Source organism: Ancylomarina sp. 16SWW S1-10-2, assembly GCF_009669305.1.
GTDB lineage: Bacteria > Bacteroidota > Bacteroidia > Bacteroidales > Marinifilaceae > Ancylomarina.
This window is the reverse complement of the sequence record NZ_SADB01000006.1, coordinates 96430-114993: the sequence shown is the minus strand read 5'-3', so window position 1 is coordinate 114993 and position 18564 is coordinate 96430. Positions and strand designations below refer to the sequence as shown.

Genomic DNA, 18564 nt, shown 5'->3' with positions numbered 1-18564 from the left:
ACTTCGCTAAAAAGTAAAATTAGTAGTAAATTCACATAACATTGTTAAAGTATATACCTATGCTACTCACTTATTGGGAAATGGAACTGACTTAAAATTTATTCGAAAATTACTCGGATGTAAGTCGTTAAAGACAATAGAGATAGACACGCAGGTGAGCATGTAGAGTTTTAAAAACATTCGAAACCCACTTGAACGATTTAGATATATACTAACACAAATCTGTACAACATATACCTTATATGGAAATATATAACAGGTTTTGTGAATACATAAACAAGTTGTGCATCATTTCAGAGCACCAGCAAAAACGAGAAATAATCGAAAAAATAACATGAAAGAAATTAATGAAATAGCAGATTGGATTAATGAATTCTCAAATGAAATAATTGGGAATATTGACCAAGAAAGTATAGATGTTTTTAATTTTCTGAAAACTGAATATTTAAAGTCTGATATAACTAAGAATTTCTTATTTCAATTTGTGTACAGAAGTTTTTTTAGACTTGACAATGCAGGGTTAACACCAGAATTTAAAACTGAATATTTTGAACTTTTAGAAAAAAATAGAAATAAAAAACAATTTGATTTTGAGAAAAATGTGAAACGATTATTTGATTTTCCAAATAGAAAAGGACAAAACACATTGCAATTTTCATTTACATCCAAAATGTTTAATATGATTGATAATGTTATGCCTATTTATGATAGTGAAGTAGCCAAAATGTTTGGTTTTTCAAGACCTTACAATCCTGAATTTGAAAAAAAATTGGAGAAATATTTACACCAATTTGATATAATATCAAAAGGATATAGTGAAATTAAAAAAGAAAGACTTTTGACTGGAACTATAGAATTATTTGATAGAAAATTTAAGGATAATAATCTTTCTGAAATGAAAAAAATTGACTTTATATTTTGGTCAGCAGGGAAAATTCAAAATCGAATTGATAAAGTTAAAAATAATGAATTTCACACAAAAGTTTGATAGTTTAAATTGACATAAGAATAAAAACAAACGCACAACAAAAAAATATAGTGTATTGGGCAGTTAGTACTAAACATGAAGATTATAGCAAGGAATAAAACTAGTAATAAATTGAAAATTTGGAGCGTTGAAAAGCCAAACTCACCATATTCAAACCGTTGGTAACAATTTAACGAACATCGTAACTGATTGATTTACTTTGATTAAAAAACATAAATGAAAGAAGGTTTAATAAAAGATACTTACGAATTAATCATAAAGGAAATACAGACAGTTATAACTACTTTTTACATTATTGCTGTAGGAATAGGTATGCTTTTTAATTACCAAAAATATTCGGAATTTGATATAAACATATTTAATTATTCAGATGTGTTTGACTTTCTGATTGCTCCTTTTTCTGATTTTTATATACTATTATTTGCTACAGCATCAATTTTATTTGTTTATGTATTAATTAAATTGGACACTTTATGGAAAAATAAATGGCCGAAATCTTATTCGAAAGCAAACTATGGGCGTGACAAAAAATCTTGGTATAAAACATACAGAATCGTTCTTTTTGTAATAAGTTTCTTCCTTTATTTATATCTGTCAGCTGATTATTATGGAAAATACACAAAGGATAGAATAAGTAAACAGAATGATATTTTAATAAAATTATCAGACAATGAAATTAAATCAGGTAAATTAATCGGAAAAACGAAAGATGTGATTTTCTTACTTAATAATGAAAACGTTTATGCAATACCTATTTCTTCATTAGTTAAGGAAATAAAAATAAAATAAAACTGTTGCCAACAACGTATATAAAAAATAGCGCGAGTCATCACTAACAGAAAGGTTCGGGCATTTTAGTAAGTCGCCAAATTTTTAAATTTGACGATTTTCTTAAAATAATTTAAATAGTAAAATTTAAAAATTCGGCTTGTGTTTAATCCGAATAGATAGCGTTTATTTTCAGCGCTACTTTTCATATACACGAACGTTGTGTGTCATTAAAAAAAAACCGTTCATCAATGAAAATATACGACATATCAATAAAAAACTTTAGAGGCATAGTTGATTTGCAAAACTTAAAAGTTGGTGATATCAATTCTTTTGTCGGAAAGAATGATTCTGGGAAATCTAATATTTTAAAAGCCTTAAATACATTCTTCAATGAAAAATTTGACAGCAATGATGTATATAAAGGAATACAAGAAGGTCAAAAAACTGAAATCACAATTAGATTTATTCCTAAATCAGAAGTTAATCCTTTAGCATTAGATTCAGAATCAAAAGTACACCTTAAAAAGACTTTTGAATTCTCAAGTGCAGGAAAAGTAGTAAAATCATTAACCTATATATGCAATGATATCGATAGTTCCGAATACTCAAATTGTTGGGGAATTAAAGAATCGAGTATAAATGATTTTTGCAATTCTCTTGGCGTTGAATTTTCACGATCAGGAAGAGGTGTGACTAATCTCTCTAAGATTGACCTTATCAATGAAAACACTTTAGGACTAGGAAGAACTGAGAAAGAATATGATGCAACTGAATTTTTAAAGAACATAAAGAAACAGTACACATTTGTTGAACTACCAGTATTTTCATTATTTGATGCAGAACAAGATTTAAATATAAGTGCAACGTCGTTTCAAAGTCAATTCAAACCAATTGCTACAGAATCCTTAAAAAACAATTCTGCTTTAACTGAGCAAATAGAAACAAATGTTCAAGCTGACCTAGAATCAGAATTTTCTGCCATAACAACTTTAATGCAGAAAAATGTTCCTGAATTAGAAAAAATAAAAACATCTCCGGTTTGTAACTGGAATAACCTTGTAAAGTTTGATTTGTCTTTAAAGTTTAAGACTGACAATTATGATATACCAATTTCAAATAAAGGCACAGGATTTAAAAGACTTTTAATGGTTGCTTACTTTGAATATCTGGCTCAAAAAAACACAAAACAACATCATATATTCGGAATTGAAGAACCCGAAACATTTCTACATCCTGAATTGCAGCAAGACTTATTATCCTCTATCGTAGAATTAGCTGATAATAGTCAGTTTTTTCTCACAACTCATTCTCCAGTATTTGCTGGCTCGACAAAAGATTCGAATATTGTCGTAGTAAAAAAGGAAGAGGAAGTTTCTAAGTATTACAATTATGAGAATGATCAAGAAATTCTAGACGTCGTTATCCAAGAACTTGGAATAAAACCTAACTATAACTTGCTAAATGATAATTACCGAAAAGCAATTTTCGTTGAGGGAAGTGGAGATGTTAAATTTTGGGAAATTGTTTTGTCCAAAATAACTGGAGGAATACCTGAAGATATTCTTTTTGTTCCTTGCGGTGGTGACCAAGTAGATTTTTTCGTTAATGCTCATCTTTGCCAAAAAATAAATAGGAGATTTATTGTTGTGTTAGATTCAGACAAAGGAGCTGTAGATTATGATAGCAAACTAGCGAATAAATCACAACTTATTGGAAAAGTAGAGGGCTTAGGTGGTAAAGTTATGATTCTACGTAAACGAGAAATAGAAAATTACTACTCAAGAGATGCAATTCAAAGAGTTTTAGGTGATGCTTTTCAGCTGCCTGACGAGTTTCAAATAGACGATTTCTCTGATATAAAAGAAGAGATAAAAACACATATTCTTACTCCAACAGGAATGAACTTTAAAGCTAAGAATAACTTGAGCATCTTTAACGAAATGACAAAAGAAGAATGGATATCTTCAGCAGTAACGATAAGTAACACAACGGATTTACAAGAGATAATAAACAAAATAAAGGAGTAATAACGGCACACAACAATCTGGCATAGATAATAGGGCGTTTCGGCTGTTTTTCACTACTTTAATGGTTTCTAGCAGCACGCCAAATCATAGATTTGACAGTGTTTGAATTTGAAAGTTACACAGTAAAATCTATGATTTGGCTCTGTGACGTTTAGAAAGATTATCCGTTTCTAAGCCCTACAATCCATCCAGTTCACCGTTGTGGTGCATTAAAAACAAGAAACTGTGCAGATAAAAAAACAGGAACTTCAAAATCTATTTTATCGCTATTTGATTTGTTAGGCAATAATGAATTAGCTCTATCAAAAGCTTTTGCATATATTCTAGGTACTGAAAGAAAGGCTTTAAATGAATTCTTGAAGTTTCTAAATATTAACATTCGTGACACTGAGGAGAATTATAAAGAAACATCAATTGAAATAGAATATTCGAGAGAAGAAGGACGAACAGATATTGAAATTCAGCTAAATAACGAATATCATATTATTATTGAAGCAAAAGTTAAAAAAAACAGAGTTCTACAGCAAAGAACTCAGTATTTGAATTGTTTTGATAATAGTGTAAACCAAAAAGTACTATGTTTTATTACACAGGAAAGAGATTCTAACAAACAAGTAGCAGAAAATATTGAAATTATAAATACAAGTTGGTTAAATGTAATAGAACTTTATGATAAGAAAGAGTTTACTGAAAATGAATTGATTGTTGAATTTTTAAGATTTGTCTCAAAGAATTATAAAATGAATGAACTGAAAGAAATACTAATTCAAGATCTGTCAGATACAGTTGAACTTGATAGATATAAAACTCATAATATATATCGTAGAGATCCAACGTTTGGAACTCCTTTGTATTTTGCCCCATATTTTACGAGAGATGCAAATCAACCAGAAGGTGAAGGCATAGCGTATTTATCAAAGATCCTAGGTGTATTGACACTGATTCCTAATCAGATTGAAAATTTTGAGCTAGATTTAAGAAGATTTAAAAACGATGATAATATTGTTAAAAGTTGGATTAATGGAGTTAAACTTAAATCAGAAACAATTGATAATCCTTTAACTTATTATTTTTTAGACGACCCTGTGCAATTGAAAGAATTATTAATAAAAGAAGCCGGAAATCATAAAGGAGTTGGTAAGAACTGGATTGCTAAGAAAATACCTAAAAATAGATGTGTTTCTTTTCAAGAATTTGTTACAAGAATGAATAAATAAAGACACCACAACAAAATGTATAGTTTATAGCGATTAATTTAAGCATCGTAACTCTTGTTGGGTACCGCCAAATCTGCCGATTTATTATTTTTAAGGTAGCAAATTTGGCTCATTGCGTATTTTGAACATTATCATTTTTAAGTCCGCTACAAAACCACACATCAGTCGTAGCACAAATACAGATTAAAATGACATTTTTAAAAAATTTAATAATCACATTACTTCTTAACTTTATTTTTCTTGAAGTTTATTGCCAGACGGATTTATCAACTATTTTTCCAGTTAATATCAAATCTACGACCTTGGACACGATTAAAATGACTGATAAAAATATGATAATTAATGTTCTGTGGTTAAGTGACACTATAAGATTGAGTGTTTCAAACGAAAGGACTGACACTTCTTCATTAAAAAAAAACAATCGCAAAGGCTATTTTGCTTCCAGAGGCTTTATTCTTACAGAGAGGTCAACAATGCAAAATTGTTTTTCGTACGCTCTTGAGAAATATTTTGAAAACAGCGAAACATATAGACAAAATATTTTTAGAGAAACAACAACCATTGATAGAGTATCAATAGAAAAAATTTTGAATAATTCTTTTATAAAAATTGCTGAATTTACAACAAAACCCAGAAGAAATCTAAAAAAAAATATTCCGAATGATGTTATACTTGCTTTTGTTAATGATATAGGTTTAACTATTCACGCTGTATATTACCGTGATGAAATATTTTATACTAAAAATGGAGGGTTTGAATCTGATACATTTGAATCATTAAATAAATTTATAAAGAAAACCTATTGGGATACACAAACGATTAAAGTTTACCAATTCGATAAAACAAAACTTAATTTGTCATTGAAACTATAAAAGTATTTGTGCTAACAACTAAGCGTTCGTGTGGCAGGAACTACCCAATATGAACGGTAGGTTGACGTAACCGATGACAGAATTACTACTTTATCGAGAATACTTACTCGATGTTGCACTTTAGTGAAACTTAACTTATCTTTGTAATATGAATCCGAAAGAGAAGCATAGAACTGTAATTTTCTTTAAAGATTATTTTGAAAAATTTTTCATTAAACAATCTACAAAGGTTAAAGCGAAAATTATTTGGACTATTGAGCTTATTGAGGAATTTGAGAAAGTGCCAGAAACATATTTAAAGCATATTGAGTCTGTTAAGGGGCTATATGAGATTAGGATCAAATTGGGTAGAGATATTTTTAGAATCTTTTGTTTTTTTGAACAAGGAAAGTTGATCATATTGACTAATGGATTTCAAAAGAAAACCCAAAAGACACCTAAAAAGGAAATTAATAGAGCACTTAAAATTATGGAGGAGTATAAAAATGAAAGCAAATAACAAAATGACTCTTGATGAATTTAAAGATAAGCATTACGGAGTTGAAGGAACAAAGGAAAGAGATGATCTTGATAATGGATATGAGAACTTTAAACTAGGATCTTTGCTTCATGAGGCAAGACTTAAGAAAGGAATGACTCAAGCTGAATTAGCAGAGAAAGTAGGAACAACGAAATCCTATATTTCTAAAATTGAAAACAATATTAAAGAAGTTCGTCTTTCAACATTACAGAAAATCGTTAAAATCGGTTTGGGAGGGCAACTTGATCTCTCAATCCATTTATAGAATCTACTTTTGCTTATAAATTGACCTCATTGCGGTTTGCTAGACCTATCGATGAGGTGATATTTTGCAAATTCAGCACTGGTGTTTAATTAGATGCCATTTTACTCTTGCATTTATTTCTTTCTGAATTTGTTGCATGCTGCACTTATCGACGATTTTAAATGTCAGGCATATGTCAAATAGGCTTCTGTGCAACGACAATAACTCTACGGCTTAAGCTAACTATTTGGTCGTTGAGTCTATGGTTTTATAGGTTGCATAATGAGTTAGAATGATTAAAATTTCATACTTTTTCAGGAATTTCTATTTCGTATCGCTTTAGTTTGTTGTATAGCGTTTTACGATCGATGTTTAGTATACGAGCAGCTTTGCTTTTATTATAATTAGTAGCTTCTAAGGTTTCAATTATAGCTTTAGATTCATCTTCTGTATTCGATAAGGTAAATGTGTTGTTCAAACTTGCTTCAAAATTCAATTCGGAAGGAATTTCCTTTAATGTAATTTGTTTGCCTCGAGCAAGTAATGTGGCACGTTTAATAATGTTTTTCATTTCGCGTAAATTTCCAGGCCACTTGTAATTATTGAAAATTATCTCAACACTTTTTTCAAAACTCTCAACGGATGTTTTTAAATTGGCATTAGCCTGATCGAGAAAAAAGTGCGCAAACAACATGATATCTGTTTGTCGTTTTCTAAGTGGAGGCACATTTATTTGGAACTCATTTAACCGATGAAATAAATCTTCTCTGAAAAGTTTATTTTCTTGTGCTTGATTTAAATTTTCATTTGTAGCTGCAATAATTCGTATATCAACTGAAACCTCTTTATTACTACCTACAGGTTTTATCGATCGTTCTTGTATAGCCCGTAATAGTTGGATTTGAGTGTTGTAAGATAAGTTGCCCACTTCATCTAAAAAAAGTGTCCCCTTGTTTGCTGCTTCAAAACAACCAATTCTATCTACAGTTGCTCCAGTAAAAGCGCCCTTAATGTGTCCAAATAAACTACTTGCTGCTAGTTTATCTGGTATTGCGCCGCAATCAATGGCAATAAAAGGATAATTGGCTCGCTTGCTTTTTTGATGAATTAATCGAGCTATATTTTCTTTTCCTGTTCCACTTTCACCAACAAGTAAAACTGAAATAGTTGTGGGAGCAACTAATTCAATATGATTTTTTAATTGATTGGCGAGAATGCATTTTCCTTCTAAATGGTTTGGTAATTCTACATTGGGATGTTCTTTTTGTGGGGAATTTATAGAAACGGAAGCTAAGGCTTCTTTAATTACATTGAGAATTTCGTCAGGCGTAACTGGTTTAGGTATATAGTTAAAAGCACCTCGTTTTATGGACTTAATGGCGCTCGTTATATTTGCATAACTAGTGAGTACTATAATTTGAGTTTTAGAATTTCTCTTTTTTGCTAAAGGTATTAAGTCCATGCCATTAATAACTGGCATACGAAGGTCAGTTAATATGATATCGAAATAATTGTTTTCAATAATATGTTTGGCTTTTACTGAAGAAGATATACTGGATACAACGTAGTTATTTTTCTCTAAGAAAGCTTGTAACATGATGCAAAAAGTGATGTCATCATCAATAATGAGTATCTTTATCATTGTAAGGAATCTTGATTTTTTAATCTATGGATATCAAAAAAATATTTAATTGTATCTATTTGTTTTGAGCTGATTTTGTACAAGTAGACTTAAGATAATACTAGTACAACCTTTATCATAACAAGTTTTATTTGTTATGATAAAGGTTTTAAATTAAAGATTAACTAGTTTTTTGTTAAGGCTTAGTTACTTTACTACATAATTTCACCATCGGCTTTTACAAAGACAGTTTTGGTCTCTTCACCTATTTTTACAATAACTTTGTACGAGCCATCGTCGCCTACAAAAGCATTTGCAATTGTAGCATCTTTAAAAGCCTTTTGAAGTGATGCAACGACTTCGGTAGGTAATTCTTCAACTTTGATTTCTTTGTAAGTAACTTCATCTTGCATTACAATTGTTTTGTTAACTGCATCTTTTGCAAAAGTTGCATTTGGCATTGACATTCCTACTAAAACAATTACTGCTGATACTAATAATGATTTTCTCATAACTTAATAATTAAATATGTTTTTAATAATTGATATTGTCTACTTATATGAGATAATTATGCCAAGAAAATAGGAATATTTTCTGTCTGTATCTAAGTTTCATATTACTAGTTGATTGCGCTTGTTGTTTTATTATGTAGTTCTTTTTTTTTGTGAAAACAGTCTGTGGATTACCCATAAAGTTGAGGAAAATATCTACAGTTTGTGTTTTTAATTAGGTAAATAAATAAAGATACGGAACTGGTTAAGTCGATTCTTTGATTGTTATATCTAAAAGTTATTTCGAAGGGATTTATTTCGATATAGGCCGACTCCAATTGGGATTTAAAAGGTTTGTGTGTTTTTTTTGCATTAATCACAGTGGAAAAGAATAGCAAAGTAGTCCGTCATATCCATCCAAATTTAGAGACATTCGTTTGCAGTATGTCAAAAAGTTATGTATATAAAGTTATTGAATATAAATTGAAAGTTGAATTCTATTTTGTAATTTAGCCAAATAGAAAAATAGATGTAATGTTAAATTGTGTGTTTTGGTAATTTGTTGTTTCCTGATATGCAAAAAAAATGGTTCCGTCAGAATATAAAATCGTCAGCAATTAAAAATAATTACTATGAACAAGGCCATTGAAAAGGAGTATTTGGAATCGGCTGAGATATTTAAAGCCCTTGCACATCCAACACGCTTATTTATTATTCATACTGTAAAAGATAAAAAACTATCGGTAAAGGAACTTACTCAGTTGGTTGGAATTGATATATCTACCATGTCTAAGCATCTTGATATTCTTAAAAAGCATAAAATTATTAAAGGAGAAAAGCATAAAAACTTTATTTATTATCGTTTGGCTATTCCTTGTGTGCTCGATTTTATGAGTTGTGCAATGAAAGTTATCAATAAGAAGTGAGAATTTTTAAAAAGATATTTGGCGTTTTTGCCAAAAGCAAAATTTAGATACATGAATGAGTTAGAGCAAGTCATTAGTGACATGGATTTCCGATATTTTGGAAATGGAGAACATAAGGTAGAAATAGAACAATTTTTTGCAGCAGAAAACATTGTTTTTTTAGATGTTAGAGCGAAAGAAGAGCAGGAGACCGTAAAACTTAGTTTGTCTCATCATTGCCCAGTTATAGAGATACCAACCAATGAAATTCCAAAGAGAATAAATGAAATTCCCAAAGACAAAACGATCGGTGTATTTTGTTCCGCAGGTGTGCGAGCAACCATCATTTTTGTGTATCTAAAAAGTAAAGGTTACAAGGATGTGAAAATAATTCTTGGTGGTTATCCTCCATTAATGGCAGCTGTAATGCCGGGTAAATTGTATAAAAAACTCAATAAATAAGTGATGAACGTTTGGATATTAGCAGTTATCATAATGCTTATTGCTTTTCTAATGACTATGACAGGTCGAGGAGGCGGAAATTTTTATGTTCTTACGCTTGTATTAGCCGGTATTAGTATGAATATTTCGGCTTCAACAGGACAATTTATTTTAATGTGTTCATCCCTTACTGCTACAATTCTTTTTAGTAAGCAAAAAATGAATAATTGGAAATTGATTATTCTGCTGGGAATATTGATTTTTGTATCGGCATTAAGTGGTGGTTTTTTAGGACAGTATTTTAACGAAAGATTGCTTAAAGGCATTTTTGCTGTCGTTATGTTTTTTGCAGCTTTACTTATGTTACGAAAGCCAAAACAGCAACTTAAAAGTGATCGTAAATGGGTTATTTTATTGAAATCGAATGGTGAAGAATACCATGTTAACCTTTTGGTGACTATTCCTATTGTATTGTTTACCGGATTTATTTCGGGTATGGTTGGCGTTTCGGGTGGTTCCTTTTTGGTGCCTTTAATGCTTTTAACCATGGGTATTCCAATGCATATAGCTGTTGGTACATCAACTTCCTTAGTAACCATTTCGGCAGCAGCAGGCTTTTTTGGACATCTTAGTGCAGGTATTTTTGATATAAGTTTAGCATTACCTTTAGCTTTGGGAGGTATAATAGGAGGTTTTGCTGGTGCAAAAATGGCATTAAAATCGAAACCTAAAAACCTGAAGTATCTGTTTTCGGGAACACAACTTGTTGCTTCTGTAATAATGATTATTGATGTTTTATGATGATTAAAAACAGATGTGAACTTTGAATATTTCAATTAAAATTGTGGAATTTGATGTTGAGTAAGCATTAAATATTTACCATGGATAGTATAGGTGTGAGGATGATTAAAATAATGGTTCTACTACTTTTTTAGTGGAAATACGTCAATTACGGTATGAATTTGATGAAATAGCTCATACCCGTCATCCTGATTCCGATAACCAAAGAAAAATACCACAATCTTAATCATATCTTATCGAAACATTTTGAGCGTGTTTTGTTAGGCAGAAACCAGTAAATGGCCTCAGAAGGCGATGGGTAAGAATACAAAGGAATCATTAGTAAAACAGGGAAGCTCGGAGGAACGAGGAGATCACCCAGTTGCACTTATGATATCTGAAGTATTTACCCTGAGTCTTATGGAGACTTGATCTTTTGTTTCTTTTGGATTAAGCCAAAAGAAAAATAAAATAAGATATAAATTAGTTTTACGAGATATTATAGAAGAGTGAAATTCGCTAAGTATTGCAGACTTTAAATAATTTACTTAAATCTCGAACTAATATTCACTATAATATTATCATCCACTAAATTGGTAGTAGAACCTTATAACTAATGGTATTTATGACCTCGTTACGATTCTAATTGGAGAATATGATACAGAGCAAGCATTAAAGATTTACCGATTTATATAATAGGTTTGCCAATGATTAAAAGATAAAAGGTACAACATCTCCGTTGTACCTTTTGTTGTATATACACCTTAACATTAAATAAAACTTGTGTTTTAAGTTTAAGTTAATGCCTAGGTGTATTGATATATATATAAGTAGGGCAGATTTTTAGTTTGCCCTGAATTTCTATTTGATAGAAATTACTCTTGATGGTTTAGGTTTTGCTTCCTCTTTTTTTGGTAAGTGAACATAAAGAATACCTTCATTGTATTTGGCTGAAATTTTATCGCCATCAATTACATCTATTGGCAGTCTAAAAGATCTGTGGAACGATTGATATGAAAATTCCTTGCGGGAATAATTCTCGTCTTTACTTTGGGTTTCACTTTTTGTTTCAGATGAAACACTTAATTGGTTATTGTCCAAATTAATTTTGAAATCATCCTTTTTCATACCAGGAGCCGCTACTTCAATGGTAAATTCCTGATCGTTTTCGTGTACATTTACAGCAGGTAATGTTGTGTTTGTATCCGAAAAGTTTGAACTATTCCAATCCATCCAATCTCTAGAAGTGAAATTGTCAAATAAGGATGGAAATAAATTTTCTGAATTTCTTTTTACTAATGTCATGATAAATCCTCCTTAATTAAATTTTGTGTTTATTAAATAATTTTAATTAAAAATATTGGAATCGCGATCCGTTTTCTCTTCGATCAAATTGAATGCCAGTAAACGAGATATTCATATGAATATCCATTAAGTCGTTATTATATAGTTGTTTAGTTTATTTTTGTTGGGTTTGCATGATAAAGTGTTATGTGTAAAATTGTCATCTAAATTTGAGCTTTTTAGATGTTCTGAGTCATAAAGTCATGTTTAACAGTAAAAATGGCATATCATTTTAGTTTTCAGTTTTGTAAGGATATATTATTTTACGAATTATGAGAGATTAAACAGATTAACTGATTTGATTTTAGGTATTTTCTGAAAAAATAAAAATGCAAAGGTTTTCGCTTATAGCCCTTTAAAATCAGTGTGTCTACAATGATGTCGATTAAGAGGATTTGAGTATCTTTAAACTTAATTGGTAATTCACATTTTAGATACATTAAATATTTAGCGAATGATAAAAGAAATTGTAACAGTTCACGATAAATTTTCAGTTGAGATCAAAATGGGCTATGAGGCTCGTCAAGATCGTAAGGTGAATGAGTTTTCGGTAAAAACTTGGTTGTTTATTCCAAGTAAACTGGACATTAACTCGACGACCTATAAGAAAGAGGACTTTTACAATGATTTTAACTCTAATATTCGTTTAATTACACCGCCATATGCTTTAAGAGAAATTGCTCAGGGTGAGCATTCTGTCTTTTCTTTTTTGGAAGATGCTTTTAATAAAGTAGCTAATTATGCTTCGCCAAAGAATGAGGCTAATTACGAGTATCATATTCGTATGTTCCATTCCATATTGAAATCGGCACTTCGACGTGAGATTCAGTATATTCTAAGAAATGAAATGGCTGACGATAGACGATTCCTGATTGGTGAGTATATCGATAATGTAAAAGCTATTGCTAGTCATTATCGCGATCTTCGCTGTATAGTGAATGTGCCTACCATGCGAAAGGAAATGTACGATTACTACTTGTTCGGCGACGAGTTTATGAGTAATCAGTTTGAGCAACATAGTTATTATTTGCACCGAGGTTTAAAAAAAATGTATCCTTCCGATTTCGAAAATTCTAAGGAAGATATTCTTAATTTGATAAGAGATGAGGTTGCCTATAAACGTAGTCAAGGTTATTTGATAGTGGATAAGGATTCGACCGATAAAAACCGTTGGTTGGTTCACCGTAGAGGCGTGTTTAATAAATATTTTGAAGGACAACTTCTGCTCAGCTCTCGAACAAAGAAAGAGGGTACTTTCATGTTACAAGTGCTTTATAGTGTAGCTGCTGGTTTGGCAATGATAATTGGTGCTACACTAACGTTTATTTTCCAAAAGAGCCTTGGGACTTTTACTATTCCGTTGTATGTCGCCTTGGTTATTATCTATATGCTTAAGGATAGAATAAAGGATTTAAGTCGTCATTATCTGGTTGGAAAAATTAACAAACGATTTTTCGATCATAAAACCGTTATTCGTGTAAAGGGTAATGAGAAGATAGGTTGGTGTAAGGAGAGTTTCGATTTTGTGTCGGAAGACTCTGTGCCTCTGCGAGTAAGAAAGCATCGTGATCGCTCTCGTATTATCGATATTGAGAGTCGTGGCGTAGGCGAGAAGATTATCTTCTATCGTAAGCTGCTTCGATTGGATCAGAAAGCTCTGCATAATTCATATGGAAATTACAATATTACAGGCGTAGCCGATATTATTCGATTTAATGTGTCGCGCTTTATTCAGAAAATGGATAATCCTGAAAAACCACTTTACTATTTGGATGGTGATGAATTTGAAAAACTATCTGGGGAGAAGGTCTATTTTGTGAATATGGTTCTTCGTTTTAAGCTTGACGATGAAACGAGTTATCGTCGTTATCGTATTATTTTTAACCGTCGAGGTATTAAGAAGGTTGAGAAAGTATAGTTGTCTGATTTTAATGAAAGTATATTAAAATAATTTTGTAAAATTATTATGTTTTCTATAAATTAGAGGAACTAAAAATCTATTAATAGACAACAATATGAAAAACGCATTGTACATTATTAGTTTATTATTCTTAATTATCTCGGTATTTTTAATTGTTCAATATCCTGATTCGGGAAGAATGTATGTAATTGCTGGAGCTTGTACTCCTATTGGAATTGTAATTAATATTCTAAGTTTCTCGATGAAGAAAAAACAGTTGTGATAAATATTTGGTTAAAATATAATTTAAGAAGTAAAGGGTGTGATCAAGCGATTACACCTTTTTCAATATATGCAATGAATCAAAGCATGATTTTAAAAAAAAAATTATAATGATTATCTTTAGCTTCAAATGTAATTATTCCTCTATTTAGACTTGTAAATTGCTAACAATAATGAATCGACTTATGAATTTTAGCCAAGTGCTTTTACTTACAATCGCGCTTGTCTCGTGTAAAACGCCAACACCCAAAGATCTTTTAAAGGAGAACTTGATACCGAAACCAACAAAACTTGTTGCGACAGGCAGTTCATTCGATTGGACAGCTAGAACAAAAATCTACTTGTCTGCAGAACAAGAAGGAGTTAAAGCTATTGCAGACTACTTGGCCGATTTTGTTGCTCCAGCAACAGGATTTCAAACTGAGGTAAGAACTACAAATAAACCGGTTTCGAAAAGGGGGATTGCTCTTTTTTTGAATAAAGATTCAACAGCATGGGGCGATGAGGGGTATCATTTAAATATTACTGAAAAGCGTGTTGTTTTGGAAGCTTACCAATTGGCTGGCTTATTTAGAGGTATACAAACCATACGACAGTTATTGCCTGCTCGAATAGAATCGAAAGAATTGCAAAATGGACCTTGGGAATTGGCTAGCGGAACCATTGAGGATACTCCAAATTATGAATACAGAGGCGCTATGCTGGATGTAGCTCGTCATTTTTTCGATGTGTCCGATGTGAAGCGATACATTGATTTATTGGCTGCTTACAAAATGAATATTTTGCATTTGCACTTGGCAGATGATCAGGGATGGCGAATTGAAATTAAATCGTGGCCAAACCTAACCAAATATGGTGGAAGTACTCAAGTAGGAGGTGGAAAAGGTGGATTTTTTACACAGGCTCAGTATATTGATATTGTGAAGTATGCACAAGAGTGTTTTATCACTGTAATTCCTGAAATTGATATGCCAGGCCATACGAATGCAGCTTTGGCATCTTATGCCGAATTAAATGCCAACGGCAAGTCGCCAAGTCTTTATACCGGAACTCGAGTTGGCTTTAGCACATTGGCTACCGATAAAGAGATTACCTATAAATTTATCGATGATGTTATTCGTGAACTAGCAGCTATTACGCCTGGTGAATACATTCATATTGGTGGTGACGAATCTCATGCAACCAAGAAAAAAGATTATATCAAATTTATAAATAGAGTACAAAAAATTGTGCACGCTCATGGAAAAAAGATGATTGGATGGGCCGATATTTCAGCTGCAAAACTGAAAGAGAATACCTTAGCTCAATTTTGGCATCTTAAAAGTAAAACAGCTTTGGATGCTGTTAAGCAAAATGTGAAAATTATTATGTCTCCAGCACCTAGAGCTTATATGGATATGCAGTACGATTCAATATGTCCGCTTGGTTTGCATTGGGCCGGTTATATCGAGCTTGATAAGGCCTACGATTGGTCTCTTGAAACATTTGTTGATGGCATAAGCAAAGAGAATATTGTAGGTATTGAAGCTCCACTATGGACCGAGACGGTTGAAACTATCGATGATATTGAATATCTCGTTTTTCCACGATTGCTTGGTTATGCAGAGCTTGGTTGGTCAAGTCAAGCTGATAAATCGTGGGATGAGTATAAAGTGCGTTTAGGCATGCAAAAAACTAGATTTGAGTACATGGGAATCAACTATTATTCATCGCCTTTGGTTCCTTGGGAGGAAGAAGTTGTCATGCAGAAGGTGGAATAATATGAGCTGAAAATCTAGTTTTGTCTAAATTTATGTTAGAAAAAAAATAATTTAGGAAGAAAAATTTAGATGAAAACTGTTTCTTTGTTCTGAATTTTGTGAGTCTGTTATTCGTTAACTGAATATGAGCAAAATATAATTATGATACGTTTTTAAAATATAGATATGAGTAAACAAATTCTTGTTACAGGAGGTACTGGTTTTATAGGTTCGCATACAGTTGTTGAATTACAGAATAATGGCTACGATGTGGTTATTGTGGATAATCTTTCGAATTCGAAAGTTGAGGTTTTAGACAAAATTAAAGAGATTACAGGCATACTTCCAAAATTTGAGGAGTTTGATTTGACTGATAAGTTAAAGGTTGATGCTTTCTTTAAGAAGTATTCAAATCTTGAAGCTGTTATTCATTTTGCTGCATCCAAGGCAGTTGGTGAGTCGGTTGATAAACCATTAATGTATTACAACAACAATCTAAATTCATTAATGAATATTATGTCGAGCATGATTGAGTATAAGGTGCCAAATTTGGTGTTTTCATCATCATGTACCGTTTATGGTCAACCAGATAAATTACCTGTAACCGAGGAAACACCTCGTAAAGAAGCTGAATCTCCATATGGAAATACAAAGAGTATTTGCGAGGATATTATTCGTGATACAATAAAAGCTTATCCTGAATTGAAGGGTATTGCATTGAGATATTTTAACCCTATTGGAGCACACGAAACAGCTAAGATTGGTGAATTACCACTTGGAGTGCCTAATAATTTAATTCCATTCTTAACACAAACTGTTGCTGGTATTCGTCCTGAGTTAAGTGTATTTGGAGACGACTACAACACCCCTGACGGATCAGCTATTCGCGATTATATTCACGTTGTAGATTTAGCTAAAGCACACGTTGTAGCCATCGAACGTTTATTGAACGATAAGAATAAAACAAACTGCGAATACTTTAATGTAGGAACAGGAAATGGTGTTTCTGTATTAGAGATTATTGAATCATTCGAAAGAGCAACGGGAGAAAAAGTTCCTCATAAGATTGTAGCCCGTCGTGCAGGTGATATTGAGCAAATTTATGCAGATACAACCTTTGCTAATGAAGAACTTGGCTGGAAAGCTGAAAGTACACTGGACGAAACACTTCTTTCTGCTTGGAAATGGCAAAAACATATTGGAGAATAATATCGATCTTAAAAAGATAATTCCAACGCCTATTATTAATTTGATAGGCGTTTTTTTGTGCTAATAAATCAGACATTAGATTCAACTTGGGTTATGATTTTAGTTTTCATACATAGTATATTATTTGAATATATTGACTAGTTTTATGTAAATTAAAATAGAAAACATAAATCAAGTTGAATGGAAATATTTATCACAATTCTAATATTAGCCCTGCACCTTTTTGTAATAATAGATGCCTTTAGTAAGGTGAGTCAACGGAATGGTGTATTTCGTTTAATATTAGCTTTTGTTCCTCCTGTTATTGGACCAATTATTTATCTGTTAACTCAGACGAAAGGATCTAAACCTGAGAGAAATAGGTCGTTCATGAAAGGAAAAAGAAGATTTTCTTAAAACAAAAAAAATAAAAAGCTGAAACTTTAATTAGAAAGAAGAATGGAAGAAGAAAAAACAGCGATTCAAGAACTGAAAGAATTTGCAAAGAAAACAAAACGGGATATTGATTGTGATGAGAAAACATATGTTGCGAGTGGTATAAATCCGCGTCATTTGGTTAAGCAACATGTCATTATATCTAATTTGGCTGATAATGAAGCTTATTTTGTGAGTTATTGTGATATGGCTGCTGTTGGTGATAGTGCCATGTATAGTGGTTTCTTTTTTCCCATCGAATTTCCTTCTTCGACTCTTATTAAGGTTCGTCAGAAAAATATCCTAGATAAGATGAAACTCTTTTCTAAGAAGTTAAGGTTTAAAACGCAGTCGAGGAAATTTGATTCCAAAGTCATTATTGAGGAAAATGATGAGCGCTTTTCAGGGAAACTTTTTTATAGTCAGACTCTTCAAAGCTTAATCCTTGAAATTTTTAAGCTAGATCCAAGACTTAAGCTTTGTGTGAATCATATCGATACTGGAATTGTTCCTGATTTGAAGAATAAATCAACATTAGGTATTTATATTACAGAACAATGGTTGCTCGATGAGCAACTAATTAAGAAGTTGTACGTTCTGGTTGGTAAATTAAAAAAGAAGATTCAAATTGATCATTAAATATATTTTTAAAACGCAATTATATTGAAATCTAAATAAGAAGATGTGATTGTTAAATGACATCTTTTTTTATTGAATAGGGCTGTTCCATTAAGGGAGCAGCTCTTTTTTGTTTATATCCTTATGGGTTCAATAACAGTATGTTTAATAATTGATTATA

Annotated in this window: 19 protein-coding genes; 16 read left to right on the top strand and 3 right to left on the bottom strand. The window is 31.5% G+C overall.

Annotated features, from left to right (window positions below):
• Nucleotides 1-334 precede the first annotated feature (334 nt).
• The 7 genes from EMN46_RS06515 (at nucleotide 335) to EMN46_RS06485 (ending at nucleotide 6660) form a co-directional block, all read left to right on the top strand.
• Nucleotides 335-988, top strand: a complete 654-nt coding sequence (locus tag EMN46_RS06515) for a hypothetical protein (protein WP_154199963.1) — start codon at nucleotides 335-337, stop codon at nucleotides 986-988.
• Between the two features lie 216 nt (nucleotides 989-1204).
• The gene (locus EMN46_RS19620; protein ID WP_195715202.1) at nucleotides 1205-1777 is read left to right on the top strand and encodes a hypothetical protein; all 573 of its coding nucleotides are present in this window, start codon (nucleotides 1205-1207) and stop codon (nucleotides 1775-1777) included.
• Between the two features lie 230 nt (nucleotides 1778-2007).
• Nucleotides 2008-3786, top strand: a complete 1779-nt coding sequence (locus tag EMN46_RS06505; protein ID WP_154199962.1) for an AAA family ATPase — start codon at nucleotides 2008-2010, stop codon at nucleotides 3784-3786.
• Nucleotides 3787-4061: 275 nt separating this feature from the next.
• On the top strand, nucleotides 4062-5003 hold the full coding sequence (locus EMN46_RS06500) for a PD-(D/E)XK nuclease family protein (RefSeq protein ID WP_154199961.1): 942 nt from the start codon (nucleotides 4062-4064) through the stop codon (nucleotides 5001-5003).
• A 188-nt stretch (nucleotides 5004-5191) separates the two neighbouring features.
• Nucleotides 5192-5875 carry a hypothetical protein gene (locus EMN46_RS06495; protein WP_154199960.1) on the top strand — a complete coding sequence of 228 codons (684 nt, stop codon included), beginning with the start codon at nucleotides 5192-5194 and terminating at the stop codon, nucleotides 5873-5875.
• 148 nt (nucleotides 5876-6023) lie between these two features.
• Entirely contained in the window at nucleotides 6024-6374 is a 351-nt protein-coding gene (locus EMN46_RS06490; protein ID WP_154199959.1) for a type II toxin-antitoxin system RelE/ParE family toxin, read from the top strand.
• Nucleotides 6361-6660: a helix-turn-helix domain-containing protein gene (locus EMN46_RS06485; RefSeq protein ID WP_154199958.1), complete on the top strand. Its 300-nt coding sequence runs from the start codon at nucleotides 6361-6363 to the stop codon at nucleotides 6658-6660. Before EMN46_RS06490 ends, EMN46_RS06485 begins: the two co-directional genes overlap by 14 nt.
• A 283-nt stretch (nucleotides 6661-6943) precedes the next feature.
• Here the strand turns inward: EMN46_RS06485 and EMN46_RS06480 are convergent, their stop codons facing one another.
• Together EMN46_RS06480 and EMN46_RS06475 are read right to left on the bottom strand one after the other, a co-directional pair.
• Entirely contained in the window at nucleotides 6944-8281 is a 1338-nt protein-coding gene (locus EMN46_RS06480) for a sigma-54 dependent transcriptional regulator (protein WP_154199955.1), read from the bottom strand.
• Nucleotides 8282-8475: 194 nt separating this feature from the next.
• On the bottom strand, nucleotides 8476-8772 hold the full coding sequence (locus EMN46_RS06475; protein WP_154199953.1) for a hypothetical protein: 297 nt from the start codon (nucleotides 8770-8772) through the stop codon (nucleotides 8476-8478).
• Nucleotides 8773-9383: 611 nt separating this feature from the next.
• Between EMN46_RS06475 and EMN46_RS06470 the strand changes: the two genes are divergently transcribed.
• From EMN46_RS06470 to EMN46_RS06460, 3 genes are read left to right on the top strand one after another with little or no spacing between them, the layout of a single operon-like run.
• Entirely contained in the window at nucleotides 9384-9677 is a 294-nt protein-coding gene (locus EMN46_RS06470) for a metalloregulator ArsR/SmtB family transcription factor (RefSeq protein WP_154199951.1), read from the top strand.
• Between the two features lie 51 nt (nucleotides 9678-9728).
• Nucleotides 9729-10118: a rhodanese-like domain-containing protein gene (locus EMN46_RS06465; protein ID WP_154199949.1), complete on the top strand. Its 390-nt coding sequence runs from the start codon at nucleotides 9729-9731 to the stop codon at nucleotides 10116-10118.
• A gap of 3 nt (nucleotides 10119-10121) precedes the next feature.
• A complete protein-coding gene (locus EMN46_RS06460; RefSeq protein ID WP_154199946.1) occupies nucleotides 10122-10898 on the top strand; it encodes a sulfite exporter TauE/SafE family protein in 777 nt (258 codons plus the stop codon).
• A gap of 840 nt (nucleotides 10899-11738) precedes the next feature.
• Here EMN46_RS06460 and EMN46_RS06455 read toward each other — a convergent pair.
• Nucleotides 11739-12182, bottom strand: a complete 444-nt coding sequence (locus EMN46_RS06455; RefSeq protein WP_154199944.1) for an Hsp20/alpha crystallin family protein — start codon at nucleotides 12180-12182, stop codon at nucleotides 11739-11741.
• A gap of 493 nt (nucleotides 12183-12675) precedes the next feature.
• On the opposite strand from EMN46_RS06455, the gene EMN46_RS06450 reads away from it, so the two are divergent.
• The 6 genes from EMN46_RS06450 (at nucleotide 12676) to EMN46_RS06425 (ending at nucleotide 18404) form a co-directional block, all read left to right on the top strand.
• Complete coding sequence (locus EMN46_RS06450) at nucleotides 12676-14139, top strand: hypothetical protein (RefSeq protein ID WP_154199943.1); 1464 nt, start codon at nucleotides 12676-12678, stop codon at nucleotides 14137-14139.
• Between the two features lie 97 nt (nucleotides 14140-14236).
• Nucleotides 14237-14404: a hypothetical protein gene (locus EMN46_RS06445; RefSeq protein ID WP_154199941.1), complete on the top strand. Its 168-nt coding sequence runs from the start codon at nucleotides 14237-14239 to the stop codon at nucleotides 14402-14404.
• A 184-nt stretch (nucleotides 14405-14588) separates the two neighbouring features.
• On the top strand, nucleotides 14589-16163 hold the full coding sequence (locus tag EMN46_RS06440; protein WP_154199939.1) for a beta-N-acetylhexosaminidase: 1575 nt from the start codon (nucleotides 14589-14591) through the stop codon (nucleotides 16161-16163).
• Between the two features lie 165 nt (nucleotides 16164-16328).
• The gene (gene galE / locus EMN46_RS06435; protein ID WP_154199937.1) at nucleotides 16329-17351 is read left to right on the top strand and encodes a UDP-glucose 4-epimerase GalE; all 1023 of its coding nucleotides are present in this window, start codon (nucleotides 16329-16331) and stop codon (nucleotides 17349-17351) included.
• Between the two features lie 180 nt (nucleotides 17352-17531).
• Entirely contained in the window at nucleotides 17532-17747 is a 216-nt protein-coding gene (locus EMN46_RS06430; protein WP_154199935.1) for a hypothetical protein, read from the top strand.
• 42 nt (nucleotides 17748-17789) lie between these two features.
• Nucleotides 17790-18404: a hypothetical protein gene (locus tag EMN46_RS06425; RefSeq protein WP_154199933.1), complete on the top strand. Its 615-nt coding sequence runs from the start codon at nucleotides 17790-17792 to the stop codon at nucleotides 18402-18404.
• The last annotated feature ends 160 nt before the right edge of the window (nucleotides 18405-18564 follow it).

Coding starts and splice junctions, on each gene's coding strand:
- EMN46_RS06515 (WP_154199963.1), top strand. CDS start 335: ATGAAAGAAATTAATGAAATAGCAGATTGGATTAATGAATTCTCAAAT.
- EMN46_RS06440 (WP_154199939.1), top strand. CDS start 14,589: ATGAATTTTAGCCAAGTGCTTTTACTTACAATCGCGCTTGTCTCGTGT.
- EMN46_RS06430 (WP_154199935.1), top strand. CDS start 17,532: ATGGAAATATTTATCACAATTCTAATATTAGCCCTGCACCTTTTTGTA.
- EMN46_RS06480 (WP_154199955.1), bottom strand. CDS start 8,281: ATGATAAAGATACTCATTATTGATGATGACATCACTTTTTGCATCATG.
- EMN46_RS06450 (WP_154199943.1), top strand. CDS start 12,676: ATGATAAAAGAAATTGTAACAGTTCACGATAAATTTTCAGTTGAGATC.
- galE (WP_154199937.1), top strand. CDS start 16,329: ATGAGTAAACAAATTCTTGTTACAGGAGGTACTGGTTTTATAGGTTCG.
- EMN46_RS06465 (WP_154199949.1), top strand. CDS start 9,729: ATGAATGAGTTAGAGCAAGTCATTAGTGACATGGATTTCCGATATTTT.
- EMN46_RS06475 (WP_154199953.1), bottom strand. CDS start 8,772: ATGAGAAAATCATTATTAGTATCAGCAGTAATTGTTTTAGTAGGAATG.
- EMN46_RS06455 (WP_154199944.1), bottom strand. CDS start 12,182: ATGACATTAGTAAAAAGAAATTCAGAAAATTTATTTCCATCCTTATTT.
- EMN46_RS19620 (WP_195715202.1), top strand. CDS start 1,205: ATGAAAGAAGGTTTAATAAAAGATACTTACGAATTAATCATAAAGGAA.
- EMN46_RS06495 (WP_154199960.1), top strand. CDS start 5,192: ATGACATTTTTAAAAAATTTAATAATCACATTACTTCTTAACTTTATT.
- EMN46_RS06505 (WP_154199962.1), top strand. CDS start 2,008: ATGAAAATATACGACATATCAATAAAAAACTTTAGAGGCATAGTTGAT.
- EMN46_RS06470 (WP_154199951.1), top strand. CDS start 9,384: ATGAACAAGGCCATTGAAAAGGAGTATTTGGAATCGGCTGAGATATTT.
- EMN46_RS06445 (WP_154199941.1), top strand. CDS start 14,237: ATGAAAAACGCATTGTACATTATTAGTTTATTATTCTTAATTATCTCG.
- EMN46_RS06490 (WP_154199959.1), top strand. CDS start 6,024: ATGAATCCGAAAGAGAAGCATAGAACTGTAATTTTCTTTAAAGATTAT.
- EMN46_RS06425 (WP_154199933.1), top strand. CDS start 17,790: ATGGAAGAAGAAAAAACAGCGATTCAAGAACTGAAAGAATTTGCAAAG.
- EMN46_RS06460 (WP_154199946.1), top strand. CDS start 10,122: ATGAACGTTTGGATATTAGCAGTTATCATAATGCTTATTGCTTTTCTA.
- EMN46_RS06485 (WP_154199958.1), top strand. CDS start 6,361: ATGAAAGCAAATAACAAAATGACTCTTGATGAATTTAAAGATAAGCAT.